17 protein-coding genes are annotated in these 18,226 nt (G+C 72.5%); 14 read left to right on the top strand and 3 right to left on the bottom strand.

What is annotated here, in order from left to right:
* The first annotated feature begins 23 nt into the window (after window positions 1-23).
* The 8 genes from ASC99_RS13555 to ASC99_RS13525 all read left to right on the top strand — a co-directional run bounded on the left by ASC99_RS13555 (window position 24) and on the right by ASC99_RS13525 (window position 8,003).
* Window positions 24-1,916 carry a peptidoglycan-binding protein gene (locus ASC99_RS13555; RefSeq protein WP_057231651.1) on the top strand — a complete coding sequence of 631 codons (1,893 nt, stop codon included), beginning with the start codon at window positions 24-26 and terminating at the stop codon, window positions 1,914-1,916.
* A gap of 148 nt (window positions 1,917-2,064) precedes the next feature.
* Complete coding sequence (locus ASC99_RS13550) at window positions 2,065-3,243, top strand: MFS transporter (protein ID WP_200948327.1); 1,179 nt, start codon at window positions 2,065-2,067, stop codon at window positions 3,241-3,243.
* Between the two features lie 10 nt (window positions 3,244-3,253).
* The gene (locus ASC99_RS13545) at window positions 3,254-4,447 is read left to right on the top strand and encodes an acetoin utilization protein AcuC (RefSeq protein ID WP_057231649.1); all 1,194 of its coding nucleotides are present in this window, start codon (window positions 3,254-3,256) and stop codon (window positions 4,445-4,447) included.
* Window positions 4,444-5,271: a phosphatase gene (locus tag ASC99_RS13540; RefSeq protein WP_057231647.1), complete on the top strand. Its 828-nt coding sequence runs from the start codon at window positions 4,444-4,446 to the stop codon at window positions 5,269-5,271. Before ASC99_RS13545 ends, ASC99_RS13540 begins: the two co-directional genes overlap by 4 nt.
* Window positions 5,272-5,388: 117 nt before the next feature.
* Window positions 5,389-5,598: a helix-turn-helix domain-containing protein gene (locus tag ASC99_RS13535; protein ID WP_057231645.1), complete on the top strand. Its 210-nt coding sequence runs from the start codon at window positions 5,389-5,391 to the stop codon at window positions 5,596-5,598.
* Window positions 5,599-5,720: 122 nt separating this feature from the next.
* A complete protein-coding gene (locus ASC99_RS37125; RefSeq protein ID WP_003948845.1) occupies window positions 5,721-5,819 on the top strand; it encodes a 30S ribosomal protein bS22 in 99 nt (32 codons plus the stop codon).
* Between the two features lie 140 nt (window positions 5,820-5,959).
* Window positions 5,960-6,991 carry an NAD-dependent epimerase/dehydratase family protein gene (locus ASC99_RS13530; protein WP_057231643.1) on the top strand — a complete coding sequence of 344 codons (1,032 nt, stop codon included), beginning with the start codon at window positions 5,960-5,962 and terminating at the stop codon, window positions 6,989-6,991.
* A gap of 7 nt (window positions 6,992-6,998) precedes the next feature.
* Window positions 6,999-8,003 carry a lysophospholipid acyltransferase family protein gene (locus ASC99_RS13525; RefSeq protein ID WP_057231642.1) on the top strand — a complete coding sequence of 335 codons (1,005 nt, stop codon included), beginning with the start codon at window positions 6,999-7,001 and terminating at the stop codon, window positions 8,001-8,003.
* Window positions 8,004-8,055: 52 nt separating this feature from the next.
* Here ASC99_RS13525 and ASC99_RS13520 read toward each other — a convergent pair whose 3' ends face one another.
* From ASC99_RS13520 to ASC99_RS13510, 3 genes are all read right to left on the bottom strand, one after another.
* On the bottom strand, window positions 8,056-9,258 hold the full coding sequence (locus ASC99_RS13520; RefSeq protein ID WP_057231640.1) for a DUF5667 domain-containing protein: 1,203 nt from the start codon (window positions 9,256-9,258) through the stop codon (window positions 8,056-8,058).
* A gap of 259 nt (window positions 9,259-9,517) precedes the next feature.
* Window positions 9,518-10,345, bottom strand: a complete 828-nt coding sequence (locus ASC99_RS13515) for an ECF subfamily RNA polymerase sigma factor, BldN family (RefSeq protein WP_235502489.1) — start codon at window positions 10,343-10,345, stop codon at window positions 9,518-9,520.
* A gap of 427 nt (window positions 10,346-10,772) precedes the next feature.
* Window positions 10,773-11,660: an HAD family phosphatase gene (locus ASC99_RS13510; protein WP_057232149.1), complete on the bottom strand. Its 888-nt coding sequence runs from the start codon at window positions 11,658-11,660 to the stop codon at window positions 10,773-10,775.
* 66 nt (window positions 11,661-11,726) lie between these two features.
* Here ASC99_RS13510 and ASC99_RS13505 point away from each other — a divergent pair, with 66 nt between their 5' ends.
* The 6 genes from ASC99_RS13505 to ASC99_RS13480 all read left to right on the top strand — a co-directional run bounded on the left by ASC99_RS13505 (window position 11,727) and on the right by ASC99_RS13480 (window position 18,072).
* Window positions 11,727-12,005 (top strand): glutaredoxin family protein, encoded by a 279-nt coding sequence (locus ASC99_RS13505; protein WP_057231638.1) that lies wholly within the window; start codon window positions 11,727-11,729, stop codon window positions 12,003-12,005.
* A 147-nt stretch (window positions 12,006-12,152) separates the two neighbouring features.
* Window positions 12,153-12,863 (top strand): 3'-5' exonuclease, encoded by a 711-nt coding sequence (locus ASC99_RS13500; RefSeq protein ID WP_057231636.1) that lies wholly within the window; start codon window positions 12,153-12,155, stop codon window positions 12,861-12,863.
* 305 nt (window positions 12,864-13,168) lie between these two features.
* Entirely contained in the window at window positions 13,169-14,029 is an 861-nt protein-coding gene (locus ASC99_RS13495) for a redox-sensing transcriptional repressor Rex (RefSeq protein ID WP_235502488.1), read from the top strand.
* A gap of 34 nt (window positions 14,030-14,063) precedes the next feature.
* Window positions 14,064-15,407: a glutamyl-tRNA reductase gene (locus ASC99_RS13490; RefSeq protein ID WP_057231634.1), complete on the top strand. Its 1,344-nt coding sequence runs from the start codon at window positions 14,064-14,066 to the stop codon at window positions 15,405-15,407.
* 41 nt (window positions 15,408-15,448) lie between these two features.
* Entirely contained in the window at window positions 15,449-16,438 is a 990-nt protein-coding gene (gene hemC / locus ASC99_RS13485) for a hydroxymethylbilane synthase (RefSeq protein ID WP_057232140.1), read from the top strand.
* The gene (locus ASC99_RS13480) at window positions 16,435-18,072 is read left to right on the top strand and encodes a bifunctional uroporphyrinogen-III C-methyltransferase/uroporphyrinogen-III synthase (RefSeq protein WP_057231632.1); all 1,638 of its coding nucleotides are present in this window, start codon (window positions 16,435-16,437) and stop codon (window positions 18,070-18,072) included. The genes hemC and ASC99_RS13480 overlap by 4 nt, the downstream gene beginning before the upstream one ends.
* Window positions 18,073-18,226: the final 154 nt, after the last annotated feature.

Below are 18,226 nucleotides of genomic sequence, written 5' to 3'. Positions count from 1 at the left end.
TCCATCGAATTCAGGAGGCATTCATGCAGTTCGTCCCGCGCGCCCAGTGGGGCGCCGCCCCGCCCAGGGGTGACTGGCGATACGTCGACGGCACCCGAGGCGTCAAGATCCACTACGAGGGCACCGCCGTCCCGTCCGACCTCACCCAGCACCACGACCGCTGCGCCGGCCGGGTCCGCGCCATCCAGGCCGCTCACCTGGCCGACCGGAACGAGGGCTGGATCGACATCGCGTACTGCGTCGATGACCAGACCCAGGCGCTCACTCCGTCCGGCTGGAAGAGCTACCAGGAGCTCAACGCCGGAGACGTTCTGCTCACGCTGAACCACGCCACAGGGGAGGCCGAGTGGCAACCCGCACAGGGCATCCACGTCTTTCCCGCCAAGCCTCGCGAACTCATCTCGATGGAGGGGCGTTCGCACTCCTCGTTGACCACACCCGAGCACAGGTGGCCGGTGGAGTACTACTACCGCCGGACCGGGACCACCAGGGTGAAGAACCCGGACGGGACCTGGGCCGACATCGGAGGTCGTTCGCCGAGGAAGGTGCGCGGGTACGAGCGGGTGTTCGCTACCTCCGGGACCCTGACGGACAAGCACCGGATCACGGTCGCCGCACCGGTTGCCAACCTTCCTGTCGAGGCGGTCCACAGCGATGAGTTCGTCGAACTGGTCGCTTGGTTCTGGACGGAGGGCAACATTGCGAGGAGCCGCGGCAAGCTGACCACCGGCGTGACGATCTATCAGTCCCATGTTGCGAACCCTCGGCTGGTCGCAAGGATCGAGCAGACGCTACGGAAGCTCTACGGTGCTCCGGTGACCCAGCTGGACCGGCGTGGTGACACGCTGCCGCGCTGGCGGATGTACGAGAACGGCCACAAGACCGAATTCCGGCTGAACCACGTCGCGGGCCGGTCGCTGTTGGAGGTGGCAACGGCTCCGGACAAGGTCGTCCGCGCCGACTTCGTCACCCAGTTGACCCGGGAGCAGCTGGAGCTCTTCGTGGAGGTGTCCGTCCTTGCGGACGGCTTGGTCGGGGGACGGGGCGGAACGGTCACCCAGAAGGTGCGGGGCAGGCTGGAAGCTCTGCAAATCGCCTGTGCACTGCTCGGCTGGCCTGCCGGCATCCATCCGGCGCACTACCGGGGCCAGGAGCGATGGTCTCTGCACTTCAGCCGGTCCGAGCGGGCGACACGGTTCTTCCCCGTTGCGGCACACAATCGCGGGCATCGGTTCGCCATCAGCAGGGTCAGCCACGATGGTCCGGTCTGGTGCCCGACGACCCCCAACAGTACGTGGCTGGCCCGCCGGAACGGGACGGTCTACTACACCGGGAACACGGCGGTGGTCTGCCCGCACGGCCACGTCTTCGAGGGGCGGGGTGCCCACCACCAGACCGGCGCCAACGGCGGGGCCTCGCTCAACCGGGACCACTACGCGGTCTGCGCGATGGTCGGCGACTCCGGGCTGACCGAGCCCACCGAGGCGATGCTGAACGGCCTGCGGGACGCGGTCGAGTGGCTCCAGCGTGACGGCGGCGCGGGCCCGGAGATCAAGGGCCACCGGGACGGCTACGCCACCAGCTGCCCGGGCGGCCCGCTCTACCGCTGGGTCCAGGCCGGTGCGCCCCGCCCCGGCGGGCAGCCCGCCGTACCGCCGCCCGCCCCCCAGCAGCCCACCGGCCCCGCTTGGCCCGGCGAGTACCTCAGGCTCCAGTCCCCGATGCTGCACGGCGAGAACGTCCGCCGCTGGCAGCAGCGGATGCGCGAACGCGGCTGGCCGATCGACGTGGACGGCTGGTTCGGCCCGGCCTCGGCCGAGGTGGCCCGGCGCTTCCAGGCCGAGAAGGGACTCGGCAGTGACGGTGTGGTCGGCCCCGCCACCTGGGCCGCGAGTTGGAACAGCCCGGTGACCTGAACCGGGGTCAGCCGGGGACCGGTCCGCCCGGGCCGGTCCCCGGCAACGATTCGGTCCGCCCCCTCCCGCAAACACGATCGAACGCCTACGCTCACGGCTCAACATCTCCGTACCGGCCGGTAGCGCCGACAGTGAGCGAGGCCGAGCCATGCCCGAGCAGCAGGTGGACGCGCGGTTGCGCCGGTCGCGGGCGGCGGTGGCGGTGAGCTTCGTGCTCCAGGGCGTCACCTTCGCGCTGCTGGTGACCTGCATACCCGAGATCCAGCGCCGGTACGGGCTGAGCGACGGGCTGCTGCCGGTCTTCCTGGCGGCGGTGCCGATCCTGGCGGGCGTCGGTTCGGTCGCCTCCGAGTCGGTGGCCGGGCGGGTCGGGGCCAAGGTGGTGCTGCGGGTGGTGCAGCCCGCCGTGTGCGTCAGCCTGGCGCTGGTCGGGCTGGGCGGCGAACTGTGGGAACTCGCCATCGCCCTGGGCCTGTTCGGCCTGCTGGTCGGTGCGCTCGACGCGAGTATGAACATGCTCGGGGTCGGCCTCCAGCGCCGGTACGGCCGGAGCATCATGCTCGGCTTCCACGCCGCCTTCAGCCTCGGCGGCATCCTCGGCGCCGCGCTCGCCGGGCTCGGCTCGCACTACGACCTCGGCCTGCCGGTGCTGTTCGGCGGCGCGGCCGCTCTGCTGATCCCACTCGCGCTGGTGGCCGGCACCCGCTTCCCAGGACCGGCCGAACTCGGCGACGCCGTACGGGAGGCGGCCGCCGCCGCAGCCGTCCGGATTCCCTGGCGTCCGCTGCTGCCGCTGTGCGCGGCGATGGCCTTCGCGTACATCGCCGACGCCTCGGTCTCCAACTACAGCGTCAAGTACCTGACCGACGTGCTGGGCAGCCCGGAGGACCTGGCCAAGCTCTCCTACCTCGGCTACATGGTGGCGATGCTGCTCGGCCGGGTGGTCGGCGACCGGGCGGTGGAGCGTTGGGGCGCGGTCCGGGTGGTGCGCAGCGGTGCGCAGCTGGCCGCGCTCGGCTTCGCGCTGGCCGCCGCCGCGCCGGGCGAGTGGGCCGGGGTGGCCGCGTTCACCGTGCTGGGCTTCGGCATCTGCGCGATCATCCCGCAGGTCTTCGCCGCCGGCGGCCGGCTCTACCCGGAGGCGTCGGACGCGGCGGTGGCCCGGCTCAACCTGTTCAACTACGTCGGTTTCCTGCTCGGCTCGCCGCTGGTCGGCGCACTCGCCGAGGCGAGCTCGTTCCGGCTGGCGCTGCTGGCCCCGATGGTGCTGATCCTGGCGATCCTCCCGTTGGCCCGCCACTTCGGGGCGGAGCCCGCCGCCCGATAACGTGTGACCCATGCCCGAGAACTGCAGCGGCCTGCACCTGTACTGGGACGAGGCCGTCACCTCGTACGACTTCGGGGCGGGGCATCCGATGGACCCGACCAGGCTGGCGCTGACCATGCGGCTGGTGGAGGCGTTCGGCCTGACCACCGCACCGGGGGTGACCGTCCGGTCTGCGCCGCCGGCCGGGGAGTCGACGCTGCGGCTGGTGCACACCGCCGGGTACCTGGACGCGGTCCGCCGGATCGCCGCCGACCCGGAGCGCAGCGACCTGGCGCACGGCCTGGGCACCGCCGACACCTGGGCGTTCGCCGCCCAGCACACCGCCTCCGCACTGATCGCCGGTCAGTCGGTGGCCGGGGCGGAGGCGGTCTGGCGCGGCGGGGAGGTCCGACACGCCGTCAACTTCGCCGGCGGGCTGCACCACGCGATGCCGGACCGGGCGGCGGGCTTCTGCGTCTACAACGACCCCGCGCTGGCGATCGCCCGGCTGCTGGAGCTCGGCGCCGAGCGGGTCGCGTACGTGGACGTGGACGTGCACCACGGGGACGGCGTGCAGGCGGCGTTCTGGAACGATCCCCGGGTGCTCACCGTCTCGCTGCACGAGAGCCCGGCCACCCTGTTCCCCAACGAGACCGGCTGGGCCACCGAGACCGGCGGCCCGGACGCGCCGGGCACCGCCGCCAACCTGCCGCTGCCCGCCGGCACGGGCGACGCGGGCTGGCTGCGTGCCTTCCACGCCCTGGTGCCCGAGCTGCTCTCCGCGTTCCGCCCGCAGGTGATCGTCAGTCAGCACGGCGCCGACACCCACCTGGCCGACCCGTTGGCCCACCTGGCGGTCAGTCTGGACGCCCAGCGGCTGGTCGCCGAGGCGATCCACGAGTTGGCCCACCACTACGCGGACGGCCGCTGGCTGGCGCTCGGCGGCGGCGGGTACGCGGTGGTGGACGTGGTCCCGGCCGCCTGGACCCACCTGGTGGCCATCGCCGCCGGGCACCCGATCGACCCGGCCACCGAGCTCCCCGCCGAGTGGCGGGCCGAGGCCGAGCGGCTGACCGGCCGGCCAGGCCCGGCCCGGATGACCGACGGTGCCAAGCCGTACTGGCGGGACTTCCACGACCACGGTTACGACCCCGGCGACCGGCTTGACCAGGCGATCCTGGCCGCCCGCCGCGCCGTCCTCCCGCACCACGGACTGCTGCCGTGAGCCGGGCCGGGCTCACCCGGGCCGAACTGATCGCGCACCTGCTCAGGCACCGGCTGGCAGGACCGGCCGTCCCGACGCTCCGGCAGAACAACCTGCGGCACTACCGCCTGTTCGGCCAGGCCGACCCGGCGGCCCTGATGGGCCTGGACCCGGAGCGCCGCTGGGGCCCCGGCGCGGTGCTCGACCTGATGGCCGAACGGGTCGGCGTACACCCCGACTTCAGCTACGCCCAGGGCCCCGACACCATCGACCCCGAGCGCACCGTGGACGCCCTGGAGCGCCTCGCCGGGCTGCTGGCGGCCACCGCCCGCCGCCGGGGCACCGTGCTGGCCGGCACGGGGCACCCCAACAAGCTGGCGGGCTTCCACGGCGCACTGGCCCGGGCCCTGGAGCGCTCGGGCTGCGCCCTGCGTACGCCCGCGCGCGGCACCCGGTTCCGCGAGCCCACCCCGGCCGGGCAGCGGAGCTGCGTGCTGGACGCCGTCGGCCCGGTCCTGGTGGTCCGCTCCGCCGACGCCGCGGGCGAGCTGCTGCACACCCACTCGCCGCAGCCCGTCCGGCTGGCGCTGGCCGCGCTCACCGAGGCCGGGCAACCACTGCCCGACCTGGTGCTGGGCGACCACGGCTGGCTCTGCGGGGCGGGTCGGCTGGGCGTCCCGGCCGGTGGCCTGGCCGACTCCAACGACGTGGCGCCGTTCGTCGCCGAGGCCGAGGGCACCGTGAAGGTGGCCGTCCCGGTGGACGACGGTGCGCACCCGGACTGCTACAGAGCGCTGAGCGACTACGTACTGCAACGGGCGGATCTCGCACCGTACAAGGACTGAGCTTCTCCCTCTTCCCACTGGTACCACCCTTAACTACTCTGGGGATACACGTGTGCCGGTGGAGTCACCGAAGGGGAAGTCGGTGCCTTGCACACGGGTAAGGGTCGGGTGAGGGTCATGAGTTCCGGCGAACGCCCATTGCAGGAGGTCGTCTTCCTGACCGTGGCAGAGGTTGCCTCGGTCATGCGGGTGTCCAAGATGACGGTGTACCGCCTGGTACACAGTGGAGAGCTGCCCGCGATCAGGGTCGGCCGCTCCTTCCGAGTCCCCGAACAGGCCGTCCACGAGTACCTCAGGGAGTCCTACGTGCGCCTTGAGAGCGCGTAGGGCTGGGGCCTCTTCGGAGCACGATTACGGCTTAACCGCAGCGACGGGTAGGCTAGGCCCTCCGTCAGTCGTATGGACTCCGTCTCTCACGGACGTGAGTCTCAGTGAGCGAGGGTAGTTCCGTGGGCTCTGTCATCAAGAAGCGTCGCAAGCGTATGGCCAAGAAGAAGCACCGCAAGCTTCTGAAGCGCACTCGCGTTCAGCGTCGTAACAAGAAGTAGGCACCCACGGCCGCGCCCTGCGCGCCAGGTGTGCAGACAGCGCCCGTTCCGGTTCAGGCCGGGGCGGGCGCTGTCGTTTGCCCGCATCCAGGCCCGGCGCGATACGGTGCGTGCAGGGCTTTCGAGAGGGGTGCGGCGCAGTGGGCAAGGTCGTGCTCGTCACCGGCGTGGCCCGGCACCTCGGGGCCAGGTTCGCGGCCCGGCTGGCCGGCCGCCCCGGCATCGACCGGGTGGTCGGCGTGGACAGCCGGGAGCCGTGGGGCGGGATGACCGCCGACGGCGTCGAGTACGTCCGGGTCGACCTGCGCCGCCCCGCCGTCGCCCGGGTGATCGCCGAGTACGACGTGGACACCGTGGTGCACCTGGACGTCAGTGCCGGGATACAGGGTGGCCGGGCCACCGCCAAGGAGACCAACGTCATCGGCACCATGCAGCTGCTCGGGGCCTGCCAGAAGGCACCAGGCTTGCGCCGACTGGTCGTCAAGTCCACCACTGCCGTGTACGGCTCCGCCCCGCGTGACCCGGCGGTGTTCGGCGAGCGGATGCCGCCCAAGGCCCTGCCGCGCAGCGGCTTCGGCAAGGACGCCACCGAGGTCGAGGGGTACGTCCGCGGCTTCGCCAGGCGCCGGCCCGACGTGGCGGTCACCGTGCTGCGGTTCGCCAACATCGTCGGCCCGGCCGGGGACACCCCGCTCTGCGACTACTTCGCGCTGCCGGTGCTGCCCACCGTGCTCGGCCGCGATCCCCGGCTGCAGTTCGTGCACGAGGACGACGCCGTCGCGCTGCTGCACCTGGCGGCCACCGAGCCGAGGCCCGGCACCTACAACGTGGCCGGGGACGGCGTGCTGCTGCTCTCCCAGTGCGCCCGCAGGCTCGGCCGTCCCACCGTCCCGCTGCTCGGGCCCGCACTCGGCCTGGCCGCCGGTCTGGCCCGGCGGACCGGCCTCGCCGACATATCGCCCGAGCAGCTCCAACTGCTCAGCCACGGACGGGTGGTGGACACCACCGAGCTGCGCGAGGGCTTCGGCTGGACGCCGACCATGACCACCCCCGAGGCGTTCGCCGACTTCGCCGCCGCCCAGTCCGGTGGGCTGCTGCCGCCCGAGCGGCTGGCCGCGGCCGCCGACCGGCTGGCGGGTCTGCTGACCCGTCAGAACTCTCCGAGGAGCTGAGGCCGAGATGACCGCTGCGCGGGACGCCGAGCCGGCGAAGGTGATCCCGATCGAGTCCGCACCGAGCTGGCAGCCGGAGCCCACCGGGCCCGGTCTGTCGGACCGGATCGCCGACGCGGTCGGCGGCGCGCTGGCCGGGCCGCTGGGCTCGGCCGCCACCCGGGCGCTCGGCAAGGGCTGGGAGGGCCGGGCCGCCAACGGCCTGTCCTTCCTGCGGCGGCGGATCACCGGCGACTACGAGGTGGACGAGTTCGGCTTCGACCGCGAGCTCACCGAGGAGGTGCTGCTCTCGATGCTCCGCCCGCTGGCGGAGAAGTACTTCCGGGTCGAGGTCCGGGGGATCGAGAACATCCCGGCCGAGGGCGGGGTGCTGATCGTCGCCAACCACTCCGGCACCATCCCGCTGGACGCGCTGATGACCCAGATCGCCATCCACGACCACCATCCCCGGCGGCGGCACCTGCGGATGCTCGCGGCCGACCTGGTCTTCGTGCTGCCGGTGGTCGGCGAGCTGGCCCGGAAGGCCGGGCACACGCTGGCCTGCGGCGAGGACGCCGCGGCGCTGCTGGAGCGCGGCGAGGTGGTCGGGGTCTGGCCGGAGGGCTTCAAGGGCATCGGCAAGCCGTTCGCCGAGCGGTACAAGCTCCAGCGCTTCGGCCGGGGTGGCTTCGTGGCCTCCGCGCTGCGGGCCGGGGTGCCGATCGTGCCGTGCTCGATCGTCGGCGCCGAGGAGACCTACCCGATGATCGGCAACGCCCGGACGCTGGCCCGCGCGCTCGGGCTGCCGTACCTGCCGATCACGCCGACCTTCCCCTGGCTCGGACCGCTCGGCGCGATCCCGCTGCCGACCAAGTGGACCATCCAGTTCGGCGAGCCGATCCCGACCGACAGCTACCCGCCGGAGGCGGCGGACGACCCGATGCTGGTCTTCGACCTCACCGACCAGGTCAGGGAGACCATCCAGCACACGCTGTACAAGCTGCTGGTGCAGCGGCGGTCGGTCTTCTTCTAGACATGCCTCAGTGGGGCCAGGGGCGGCTGCCCCTGGCCCCACTGACGTGCACTCAGCCCAGCGAGATCTCCGGCAGCAGGCCCGGGATCAGCGCCGGAATGCGCAGCTCCTGGGTCGGCGGCTGGTCCTGCGGGGCGTCTTCGGCGGCCGGCGCGGGTGCGTCGGCCGCCCGCTCGGGCGAACCGGCGGCCGGGGAGGCCGCACCGCCACCGGTGACGCCCGGCAGCAGCTTGTCGAGCAGACCGGGGCTGGCCTTGCTGCTCGGCGTGGTCGCGCCCGGTCCGGTACCGGCGTTGGGCCGGCCCGGGTCGGTACGCGGCTGGGTCGCGCTGCCGGCACCGGTGGCCGGGGAGGCCGCGGTACCGCCGGGGGACTGCGGAGCGCCGCCGGGTGCGGCCGGGGCGTTGCCCTTCGCTGCCGACGGGGTCAGCTGGAGCGGGGCGACGTCCTCGGTCATCTCGTCGAAGAGCTCGTTCACCTTGCTGGCCTGGCCGGTGAGTTGGGTCGGCAGCTGGCCCTTGACGGCCGCCCAGCGGTCGTCCTCGCCGTCGGCGAAGCCGGCCAGCCGGCGCATCGGGTCGAGCGACCCGTTGCTCCGGTAGACCGAGCGGAGCAGCTCCCGGCCCTTGACCGCCTCGGCGTGCATGTCGTCCAGTGCGCGGCGGACCTGCTCCACCGTGGCCGGGCTCAACGTCGCGCCGGTGTCCGCCCGGCCGAGCAGGCCCTGGGCCTCCTCCAGCCGGGTGGAGGCCTGGTCCAGCAGCAGGGCGCCGACCTCGGAGTCGGAGCCGGCCCAGCTCAGCCGGAGGTCCTCGAGCCCGCGCTTCATGCCGTAGAGGGTGTCCCCCGGAAGGGCGTTGGAGCTGGCGGCAGCCGCACCGGCGAAGCTGCCGACCGCGACGCCGGCCACCAGGCCGCCGATCGCCAGCCGTCGGCCCCAGCGCAGTCGCGCCCCGGACCGGAGCGCCCGGTGCCTGCGCTGCTGCGGCACCTTCGCGGCTGGGCTGCCCGTCCAGTCGCGCTCGAACGCGGCCATCAGCTGGGCGCGTTGGAGCGTCCTGGCCTCGGTGCTGAGCTCGGGCTCGGGCAGTGCGCCGAGAGCGTCCGCCATGGTCAGCAGCTCCGCCATCGCGGTGGAGCCCCCGGGCCGACTGCTGCCGGGTCTCCGGTCCCCTTGGTGGGGCTCTACGTGGTGGGCCTCCAGCGCCTCGGCGAAGGCCCTCGCCCGCCGGTGCTCCAGCATGTTTGCCGTCACGGGCCACACCTCCCTTCGTCGTTGTGGACTCCCCGGCCTGCCGGACGGTTGCCTCGGCGGGCCAAAACCACTCCATCGGGTGAGCGTGGTCGATCCTGCTTGACCGACGGCCCGGCGGGGGCTTGCAGGTTGGCCAACGAGCAGGGCCGGGCGTCGGTTACGCACGGCCCCTCTTCCGCATTAAGCAGAGCATGTGACCGCTCGTTCACCCGCCCGGGGAAGCCAGGTAGTTGATATGACGCATCATCAGCTATTGAGCTCACCGGGCGTCGGGTGGCAGCAGTCGGGCCAGGGTGCGGACCGCGCGGTACTGGAGAGTCTTGATCGCACCCTCGTTCTTGCCCATGATCCTGGCCGTCTCGGCCACCGAAAGCCCCTGCAGGAAGCGGAGCGTGACGCACTCCTGCTGCTGCGGATTGAGCCGTCGCACCGCGTCCAGCAGGGCGGCGTTGGAGAGTGACTCCAGCACCGAGTCCTCGGGGCTGCGCTCGCACTCGTTGGAGTCGAGCATCTCGCCGGTGGTGACCTCCAGGCGGAACCGGCTGGACTTGAAGTGGTCCGCCACCAGGTTGCGCGCGATGGTCACCAGCCAGGCGCCGAAGTCCCGGCCCTGCCAGGTGAAGGTGCCGATCCGGCGCAGCGCGCGCAGGAAGGTCTCGCTGGTCAGGTCCTCGGCGGTGGCCCGCCCGCCGACCCGGTAGTAGATGTACCGGTAGACGGTGTCCGAGTAGTGGTCGTAGAGCCGGCCGAAGGCCTCGCTCTCGCCGGCCTGGGCCCGCTCGACCAACTCCATGATCGGGTTGTGCTCGGACTCGAGCCCCGGCGTGGGTGTGGTTCTGGCCCTGCTCCGGGAGCCGGGCCCGGTGCCCGCGCCGACCCGGCTGCGGGTACCGGTGCCGCCGGCGGTGGTCGAGGAGCGCAGTGCTACCCCGCCCGCCAACGGGACACCGGCCAGCGCCGGTTGGGGCACGTACAGCTCGAACTCGCGGATCGCGGACCGGAGTCGGTCGAGGTGTGTACCGCGGCGCAGGTTGGTGGGCGACGGGCGGGAGGAGGCAGGCGCGTCGTTCCGGACGGGTGGGTACACGGGACTCCCAGAGGCAGAACTGTGGACGGATCACCTCCGCCTGCGCGGAGAGCACACTCCGACTGACCCCTCGTCAACGGGGACGTGTGGGTGGCGTGCATCCAGGAGAGAATAACGCTTTGTGCAATGACAGCTACACCCTGTGGCCGAAGTGGTCGTTTGAGATCCGCTTGGCGTGCATATGCGGCTGGAACTGACCGAACATGGCATCAGCCGCTCGGCTCAATGTGATCGCCCGTGTGCGCCGGGTGACAGTTTCCGGAGGTGAGGGGCCCGATTCCCGGGTTCCGGCCCCGGCAACCCCCGACTTTCCCAACTCTCCGAACGATCGGTTCCGGTCACGGTCGAACACGATCGGAGCACCCGGATCAGGCAGCGGAGTTCGCCCTTAAGAGTGAGCCGCTTTCGGTGCCGTGCTGACCGGCCGTCAGGCCGCCCGCTGCCGACGCCTGATCGCCACCGCGGCAGCGGTCGCACCGGCGAGGACTCCCAGGCCGGCCGCGGTGGGCAGGCCGATCCTGGCCGCCTTGCGGCCGGTCCTGAAGTCGCGCACCCGCCAGCCGTTGGCCCGGGCGTGCCGCCGCAGCGTCGAGTCCGGGTTCACCACGTACGGGTGGCCGACCAGCGCCAGCATCGGGATGTCGTTGGCCGAGTCGCTGAACGCGGCGCACCGGCTCAACTCCAGCCGCTCCCGCCGGGCCAGTGCGGTGACCGCCGCCGCCTTCGCCTCGCCGTGCAGCAGCCCGCCGACCAGCCGGCCGGTGTAGACCCCGTCCACCGCCTCGGCCACCGTGCCGAGCGCCCCGGTCATGCCGAGCTGCCGGGCGATGATCCTGGCCACCTCCTGCGGGGCCGCGGTGACCAGCCAGACCCGCTGCCCGGCGTCCAGGTGCAGCTGCACCAGCGCCTGGGTGCCGGGCCAGATCTTCCGGGTGATCACGTCCGCGAAGATCTCCTCGCAGATCTCCTCCAGCTCGGTGGTCCGCTTGCCCGCCACCAGGCCGAGCGCCTTGTCCTTGGCGTCCGCCATGTGCGCCGGGTCCTCGGCGCCGTGCACCCGGAACCACGCCTGCTGCCAGGCGAACCTGACCATGTCGCGGCGGGAGAAGAACCTCCGCCGGTACAGGCCGATGCCCAGGTAGAAGATCGCCGCACCGCGCAGGATGGTGTTGTCGCAGTCGAAGAACGCGGCGGCCTGCGGGTCGTCCGGGGTCGGCGTGTGGTCCTCCGCCGCAGCGGCGGCGGCCTCGCCCGCCAGGGCCGACTGCTCGTTCGGGGAGCGCCGTACGTGGGAGAGCCTTCTGAGGGCGACCATGGCCCCGAGCATAGCCAGCCCGCGTGACCGGTACTTGAACGCAGGCGCAAGGTTGAGAATGGTGCGGTGACCCCACTGTTGCGACGTGACACCAGCAAGAAGCCCGCCGAGCGGACGGTGACCCTGATCGGGAAGCCCGGCTGCCATCTGTGCGACGATGCCCGGGCGGTGATCGTGCGGGTGACCGGGGAGCTGGGAAGTGCCTTCGAGGAGCGGGACATCACCCAGGACGAGGAGCTGTACCGGAAGTACTGGGAGCAGATTCCGGTGACGCTGATCGACGGGAAGCAGCACGATTTCTGGCGGGTCGACGAACGGCGCCTGCGCGCTGCGCTCGGCGCCTGACGACACGGCAGCCCCTCCGTTCGGCGGGGGTGCTTCGCCAAATCGTTGCCTGCAAAAATGAAGATCGGCTTAGGAAACGCCAGTTGGTCGGCTTACGATCTAAAACGTTTCTGTCCGTCGGGGGCTGGATGACGGAGGAGAGCATTCATGCTTCCCGGCCGACAACTGCCGCCCGCCTCGGGCGGCTTCGCCGTCGTGGACGTCGAGGCCACCGGCCGTAGCCCGTGGCGGCACCGGGTGGTGGAGATCGCCGTGCTGCTGCTGGACGGCCAACTCCGCGCCGAGGGCGAGTTCTCCACCCTGATCGACCCGGTCGGGCCGGTCGGGCCGACCCATGTGCACCGGATCAGCCAGGCCGACGTGGTCGGTGCGCCGAGGTTCCGCGAGGTCGCCCCGACGCTGCTGGAGCTGCTGGCGGGGCGGGTGCTGGTCGGTCACCACGTCAGCTGCGACCAGGCGTTCCTGGAGCGCGAGTTCGCCCGGATCGGGGTGCCGCTGCCGCCGATACCGACGCTCTGCACCCTGCGCCTGGCCCGGGCCCACCTGGCCGAGGCCGGCGGGTACGGCCTGGCGGCCTGCGTCGAGGCGGCCGGGCTCGGCTGGTACCCGGCGCACACCGCGCTCGGCGACGCCCGGGCCACCGCCGACCTGCTCCGGTACGTCACCGGGGCGCGCCCGGACTGGTCCCCGCCGTTGTACGAGGCGGCCGGGCTGCCCTGGCCCCGGCTGAGCCGGGCGCTGTCCCAGCGGGAGGCCGCCGGAGTGCCGCTGATCCGCCGGGAGGCCCCGTTCGGGCCGTGGCCGCAGGGAGTCGAGCCGCCAGGCCTGGTGCTCACGGCTATGGGCGCCGAGCGGTGAGTGGCGCACACTGTCGCAAGAGCGACCACAGACCCTCCGTCGACTGGGGGGCGGCGTCGCGTCGCCGGGGCACGCACCTCGACGGCTTCTCGTCAGTCGCCGATGCTCCGCATGGACTCCCTCCTCGGCACCGCCGAGCCACGCACCCCAACGCCGCTCCTTCACCCGCCCCCCAGTCGACGGAGGGTCTGACCATCAGCGTGATGCGCGTCACTGTGCCCGGACAAATCGGACACCATCTTTGTGCACACGTTCACAAACGCATAGCCTGGCTGCCAAAGCCCAGCTTCACCCACAGGAGCACCGTGGCAATCGGCCGATCCACCCAGAGCACTTCGCAGACGCCCGAGCCGGGCGCCGCGCGCCGACCCTCGCGTGCCCGGGGCATCCCGGAGGCGACTGTCGCCCGCCTTCCCCTCTACCTGAGGGCACTCACCGCACTCTCCGAGCGCTCGGTGCCCACCGTCTCATCCGAGGAACTGGCCACCGCCGCCGGGGTCAACTCGGCGAAGCTCCGCAAGGACTTCTCCTACCTCGGCTCCTACGGGACCCGTGGCGTCGGCTACGACGTGGAGTACCTGGTCTACCAGATCTCCCGCGAGCTGGGCCTGACCCAGGACTGGCCCGTGGTCATCGTCGGAATCGGTAACCTCGGCCACGCGCTCGCCAACTACGGCGGCTTCGCCTCCCGCGGTTTCCGGGTCGCCGCCCTGCTGGACGCCGACCCGACCGTGGTCGGCAACAGCGCCGCCGGTCTCCCGGTGCGGCACATGGACGAGTTGGAGGCGATCGTGGAGAGCCAGCACGTCTCCATCGGCGTCATCACCACCCCGCCCGGCGCCGCCCAGCAGGTCTGCGACCGCCTGGTCGACGCCGGTGTGACCAGCATCCTGAACTTCGCCCCGACCGTGCTGACCGTCCCGGACGGCGTGGACGTGCGCAAGGTGGACCTCTCGATAGAGCTCCAGATCCTCGCCTTCCACGAGCAGCGCAAGGCCGGCGAGGAGTCCGGCCACAACGACTCGGTGCTCGACCGTGCCCCCGGCCCGGTCCGGGCCGCCGCCGCCAAGCTCCGCCGGGCGGCCGGTGCCGCCAAGGCCGAGCCGGTCAAGGGCAAGCCCGCCAAGGGCACCGAGGGCGAGCTCTCCGCGGTGATGCCCGCGTGAGCCGCCAGCAGATCCCGAACCCCAGGGGGCGGGCATGAGTCTTCTCGTCGTCGGTCTGAGTCACCGCAGCGCACCCGTCGGCCTGTTGGAACGCGCCGCGCTCACCGGCCAGGTGCCCACCCGGCTGCTGCACGACACCGCCGCCTCGCCGGCCGTCGGCGAGGCCGCCCTGGTCAACACCTGCAACCGGATCGAGCTGTACGCCGACGTGGACAAGTTCCACGCCGGGGTGGCCGAGCTCTCCCTGCTGCTCGCCCACCACAGCGGCGTGGACCTGGAGGAGCTCACCTCGCACCTCTACGTGCACTACGAGGACCGGGCCGTGCACCACCTCTTCTCGGTGGCCTGCGGGCTGGACTCGATGGTGGTCGGCGAGGGCCAGATCCTCGGCCAGCTGCGCGACGCGCTGGCCCGCGCCCAGGAGGAGCACACCGCCGGGCGCGGCCTGAACGAGCTGTTCCAGCAGGCCCTGCGGGTCGGCAAGCGGGCGCACAGCGAGACCGGCATCGACAAGGCCGGGCAGTCCCTGGTCACCTTCGGCCTGGAGCAGGTCGCGGCCGGGGCCGGCGAGATCGCGGGCAAGCGCGCCCTGGTGGTCGGGGCGGGCTCGATGAGCTCGCTGGCCGCCGCCACCCTGGTCCGCGCCGGGGTCGCCGACCTCCTGATCGCCAACCGGACCGCCGAGCGGGCCGAGCGGCTGGCGGCCAACCTGGGCGCCCGTACGGTCGACTTCGGCAAGGTCCGCGAGACGCTCGCCGACGTGGACCTGGTGATCTCCTGCACCGGCGCGGCCGGTGTGGTGATCAGCGCCGAGGACGTCGCCGCCGCGGTGGCGGTACGGACTGCGGCGAACCCGCTGGCCTTCCTCGACCTGGCCATGCCGCGCGACGTGGACCACGCGGTCCACGACCTCGCCGGTGCGCTGCTGGTCGACCTGGAGAGCCTCTCCCAGGCCCACGCCGCCACCCCCGGCGCCGGGGACGTGGACGCCGTCGTCGGCATCGTCGCGGACGAGGTGGAGGCCTTCGGCGCGGCCCAGCGCGCGGCCCGGATCGCGCCCACCGTGGTGGCGCTCCGCCAGATGGCCTCCGAGGTGGTGCTGAGCGAGCTCGGCCGCCTGAACACCCGGCTGCCCGACCTGGACGAGCGCACCAGGGCCGAGGTCTCACAGACCGTCAAGCGTGTGGTGGACAAGCTGCTGCACGCCCCGACCGTCCGGGTGAAGCAGCTCGCGGCCGAGCCCGGCGGGGCCGGATACGCTGACGCGCTCCGCGAGCTGTTCGACCTGGACCCGGCGGCAGTGCAGGCTGTCTCCCGCACACCGATCGGTGCGCAGGCCAAGGCCGACACCACCCACGCGGGGGGAAGCCCCCGATGAACCACCAGCCAGCCCACGAGCATGACCGGGACGATCACCTCATGAATGGTCAACTGAGCAGCAGCGACGGCCAGTCGCAGCCGCTGCGCCTCGGCACCCGCCGGAGCGCCCTTGCGATGGCCCAGTCGGGCATGGTCGCCCGTACGGTCGAGCGGGTCACCGGGCGCCCCGTCGAGCTGGTGGAGATCACCACCTACGGCGACACCTCCCGGGAGGCGCTGGCACAGATCGGCGGCACCGGGGTCTTCGTCTCCGCGCTGCGCGACGCGCTGCTGGAGGGCCGGATCGACCTGGCCGTGCACTCGCTCAAGGACCTGCCCACCGCGGCCCCCGAGGGCCTGCTGCTGGCGGTCGTCCCCGAGCGCGAGGACAGCAGGGACGCCCTGATCGCCCGGGACGGCCTGAGCCTGACCGAGCTGGTCGAGAAGCTGGCCGGGCACACCGCCCGGATCGGCACCGGATCGCCGCGCCGGATGGCCCAGTTGAACGCCTGGGCGAGCGCCCGGGGCGTCGAGCTGGAGACCGTCCCGATCCGCGGCAACGTGGACACCCGGATCGGCTACGTCACCTCGGGCGAGCTGGACGCCGTGGTGCTGGCCGCCGCCGGTCTGAACCGGCTCGGCCGGAGCGCCGAGATCACCGAGCACCTGGAGCCGGAGCTGATGCTCCCCGCGCCCGGCCAGGGCGCCCTGGCCGTCGAGTGCGTGAGTCCCGAACTTGCCGTCGCACTGGGCGAGTTGGATCACCTGCCGACCCGGGTGGCGGTGGCCGCCGAGCGCGCCCTGCTGGCCCGGCTCGAGGCCGGCTGCTCCGCACCGGTAGCCGCCCTTGCCACCTGGCAGGGCACCGAACTGCGGCTGGAGGGCGTGGTCGGCACCGTCGACGGCGCCACCCTGCTGAAGAAGACCGCCAACGGTCCGCTCGTCCTCGACGAGACCGCCGAGCGGCAGGCGGTGGCCCTCGGCCACGCGCTCGCCGAGCGGCTGCTCGACGCGGGAGCGGCCAACCTGATGGGGGAGCGAGCCCGATGAGCGCCGCCGCCAACCTCGCGCACACCCCGGCCGTCCAGGCCGGCCGCTGCACCTTCCTGGGTGCGGGCCCCGGTGACCCGGGCCTGCTCACCCTGCGGGCGGTGGACGTGCTGGCCTCCGCCGACGTGCTGATCGCCGACCCGCTCACCGCAGCCGCCGTGCGCACCCACTGCCCGGAGCGGGTCGTGGTGCACAGCACCGTCGGCGAGGACTGCCCGGACGTGGCAGCCGTGGTCGCCGAGGCCGTCAGGACCGGCAAGCACGTGGTCCGCACCGTGGACGGCGACCCGGGCCTGGACGGCTGCGCCGCCGAGGAGATGCTCGGCTGCGCCCAGGCCGCGATCCCGTTCGAGGTGATCCCCGGGGTCGCCCAGTCGGTCGGCGTGCCGGCCTACGCCGGGGTGCCGCTGCGCGGCAGCCGCGGGGCGGACGTCCGGTTCGTGGACGGTGCCGGTCTGCTGGCCGGTCAGACGATCGACCTCGGCGCACCGGAGACCACCCTGGTGGTCCGCACCACGCTGGGCCAGCTGCCCGCCACCGCCGCCGCGCTGGTGGCCAACGGCCGCAAGCCGGAGTCGCCGCTGTCGGCCACGCTGTCCGGCACCACCACCCGGCAGCGCACCTTCACCGCCACCCTGACCACCATCGCCGCCGACCTGAAGGCGGCCAGGGTGCTGCCCTCGCCGGTCTCGGCACCGGTCGACCCGGCCACCTCGGTGATAGCCGTGGTGGGCGAGCAGGTCGCCCACCGCTCCTCGCACTCGTGGTTCGAGACCAAGCCGCTGTTCGGCTGGAACGTCCTCGTCCCGCGGACCAAGGAGCAGGCGCACGGCCTCTCCGACCAGCTGCGCTCGTACGGCGCGGTGCCGCAGGAGGTGCCGACCATCGCGGTCGAGCCGCCGCGCACCCCGCAGCAGATGGAGCGGGCGATCAAGGGCCTGGTGACGGGCCGTTACGAGTGGATCGCCTTCACCTCGGTGAACGCGGTCCGCGCGGTCCGGGAGAAGTTCGAGGAGTACGGCCTGGACGCCCGGGCGTTCGCCGGGATCAAGGTCGCGGCGGTCGGCGAGACGACGGCCCAGGCGCTGGTCGACTTCGGCGTGAAGCCGGATCTGGTGCCCAGCGGTGAGCAGTCCGCCGCCGGTCTGCTGGAGGACTGGCCGCCGTACGACCCGGTCTTCGACCCGATCGACCGGGTGCTGCTGCCGCGCGCCGACATCGCCACCGAGACCCTGGTGGCCGGTCTGGTCGAACTCGGCTGGGAGGTGGACGACGTGACGGCCTATCGGACCGTACGCGCCTCGCCGCCGCCGGCCGAGACCCGGGAGGCGATCAAGGGTGGCGGCTTCGACGCGGTGCTCTTCACCTCCTCCTCGACCGTCCGCAACCTGGTCGGCATCGCGGGCAAGCCGCACAACGTCACGATCATCGCCTGCATCGGCCCGGCCACCGCGAAGACCGCGGAGGAGCACGGCCTGCGGGTGGACGTGATGGCCCCGGCCCCGTCGGCCGCCGCACTGGCCCAGGCCCTGGCCGACTTCGGCGCGGGCCGCCGGGACACCGCCACCGCAGCCGGCGAGCCGGTCTACCGCCCCAGCGAGCGCCGTCCCGGCTCCCGCCGGAAGGCCCGCTGACGCACAAGTTCAGCCACCAGGGGCTCGGGGAACGGCGACGAGATCTGGCGCCGGGGTCACGTACGAAAGTGCCTGACCACCTGTGCACGGATCACCTTTGCAGAGGTCGGCGTCGCAGTTCCCCGAGCCCCTGGTGGTTCCCAGAGGAGAGAGA

The organism is Kitasatospora sp. Root107, from assembly GCF_001424875.1.
Taxonomy (GTDB): Bacteria; Actinomycetota; Actinomycetes; order Streptomycetales; family Streptomycetaceae; genus Kitasatospora.
Note: the sequence above shows the minus strand (reverse complement) of the source record. Positions and strands in the feature narration are given on the sequence as shown.

Excerpts from the sequence above, each read along its gene's own strand:
- hemC (WP_057232140.1), top strand. The coding sequence starts at position 15,449 with ATGAATGGTCAACTGAGCAGCAGCGACGGCCAGTCGCAGCCGCTGCGC.
- ASC99_RS13535 (WP_057231645.1), top strand. The coding sequence starts at position 5,389 with ATGAGTTCCGGCGAACGCCCATTGCAGGAGGTCGTCTTCCTGACCGTG.
- ASC99_RS13525 (WP_057231642.1), top strand. The coding sequence starts at position 6,999 with ATGACCGCTGCGCGGGACGCCGAGCCGGCGAAGGTGATCCCGATCGAG.
- ASC99_RS13550 (WP_200948327.1), top strand. The coding sequence starts at position 2,065 with ATGCCCGAGCAGCAGGTGGACGCGCGGTTGCGCCGGTCGCGGGCGGCG.
- ASC99_RS13480 (WP_057231632.1), top strand. The coding sequence starts at position 16,435 with ATGAGCGCCGCCGCCAACCTCGCGCACACCCCGGCCGTCCAGGCCGGC.
- ASC99_RS13555 (WP_057231651.1), top strand. The coding sequence starts at position 24 with ATGCAGTTCGTCCCGCGCGCCCAGTGGGGCGCCGCCCCGCCCAGGGGT.
- ASC99_RS13545 (WP_057231649.1), top strand. The coding sequence starts at position 3,254 with ATGCCCGAGAACTGCAGCGGCCTGCACCTGTACTGGGACGAGGCCGTC.
- ASC99_RS13490 (WP_057231634.1), top strand. The coding sequence starts at position 14,064 with ATGAGTCTTCTCGTCGTCGGTCTGAGTCACCGCAGCGCACCCGTCGGC.
- ASC99_RS13500 (WP_057231636.1), top strand. The coding sequence starts at position 12,153 with ATGCTTCCCGGCCGACAACTGCCGCCCGCCTCGGGCGGCTTCGCCGTC.
- ASC99_RS13510 (WP_057232149.1), bottom strand. The coding sequence starts at position 11,660 with ATGGTCGCCCTCAGAAGGCTCTCCCACGTACGGCGCTCCCCGAACGAG.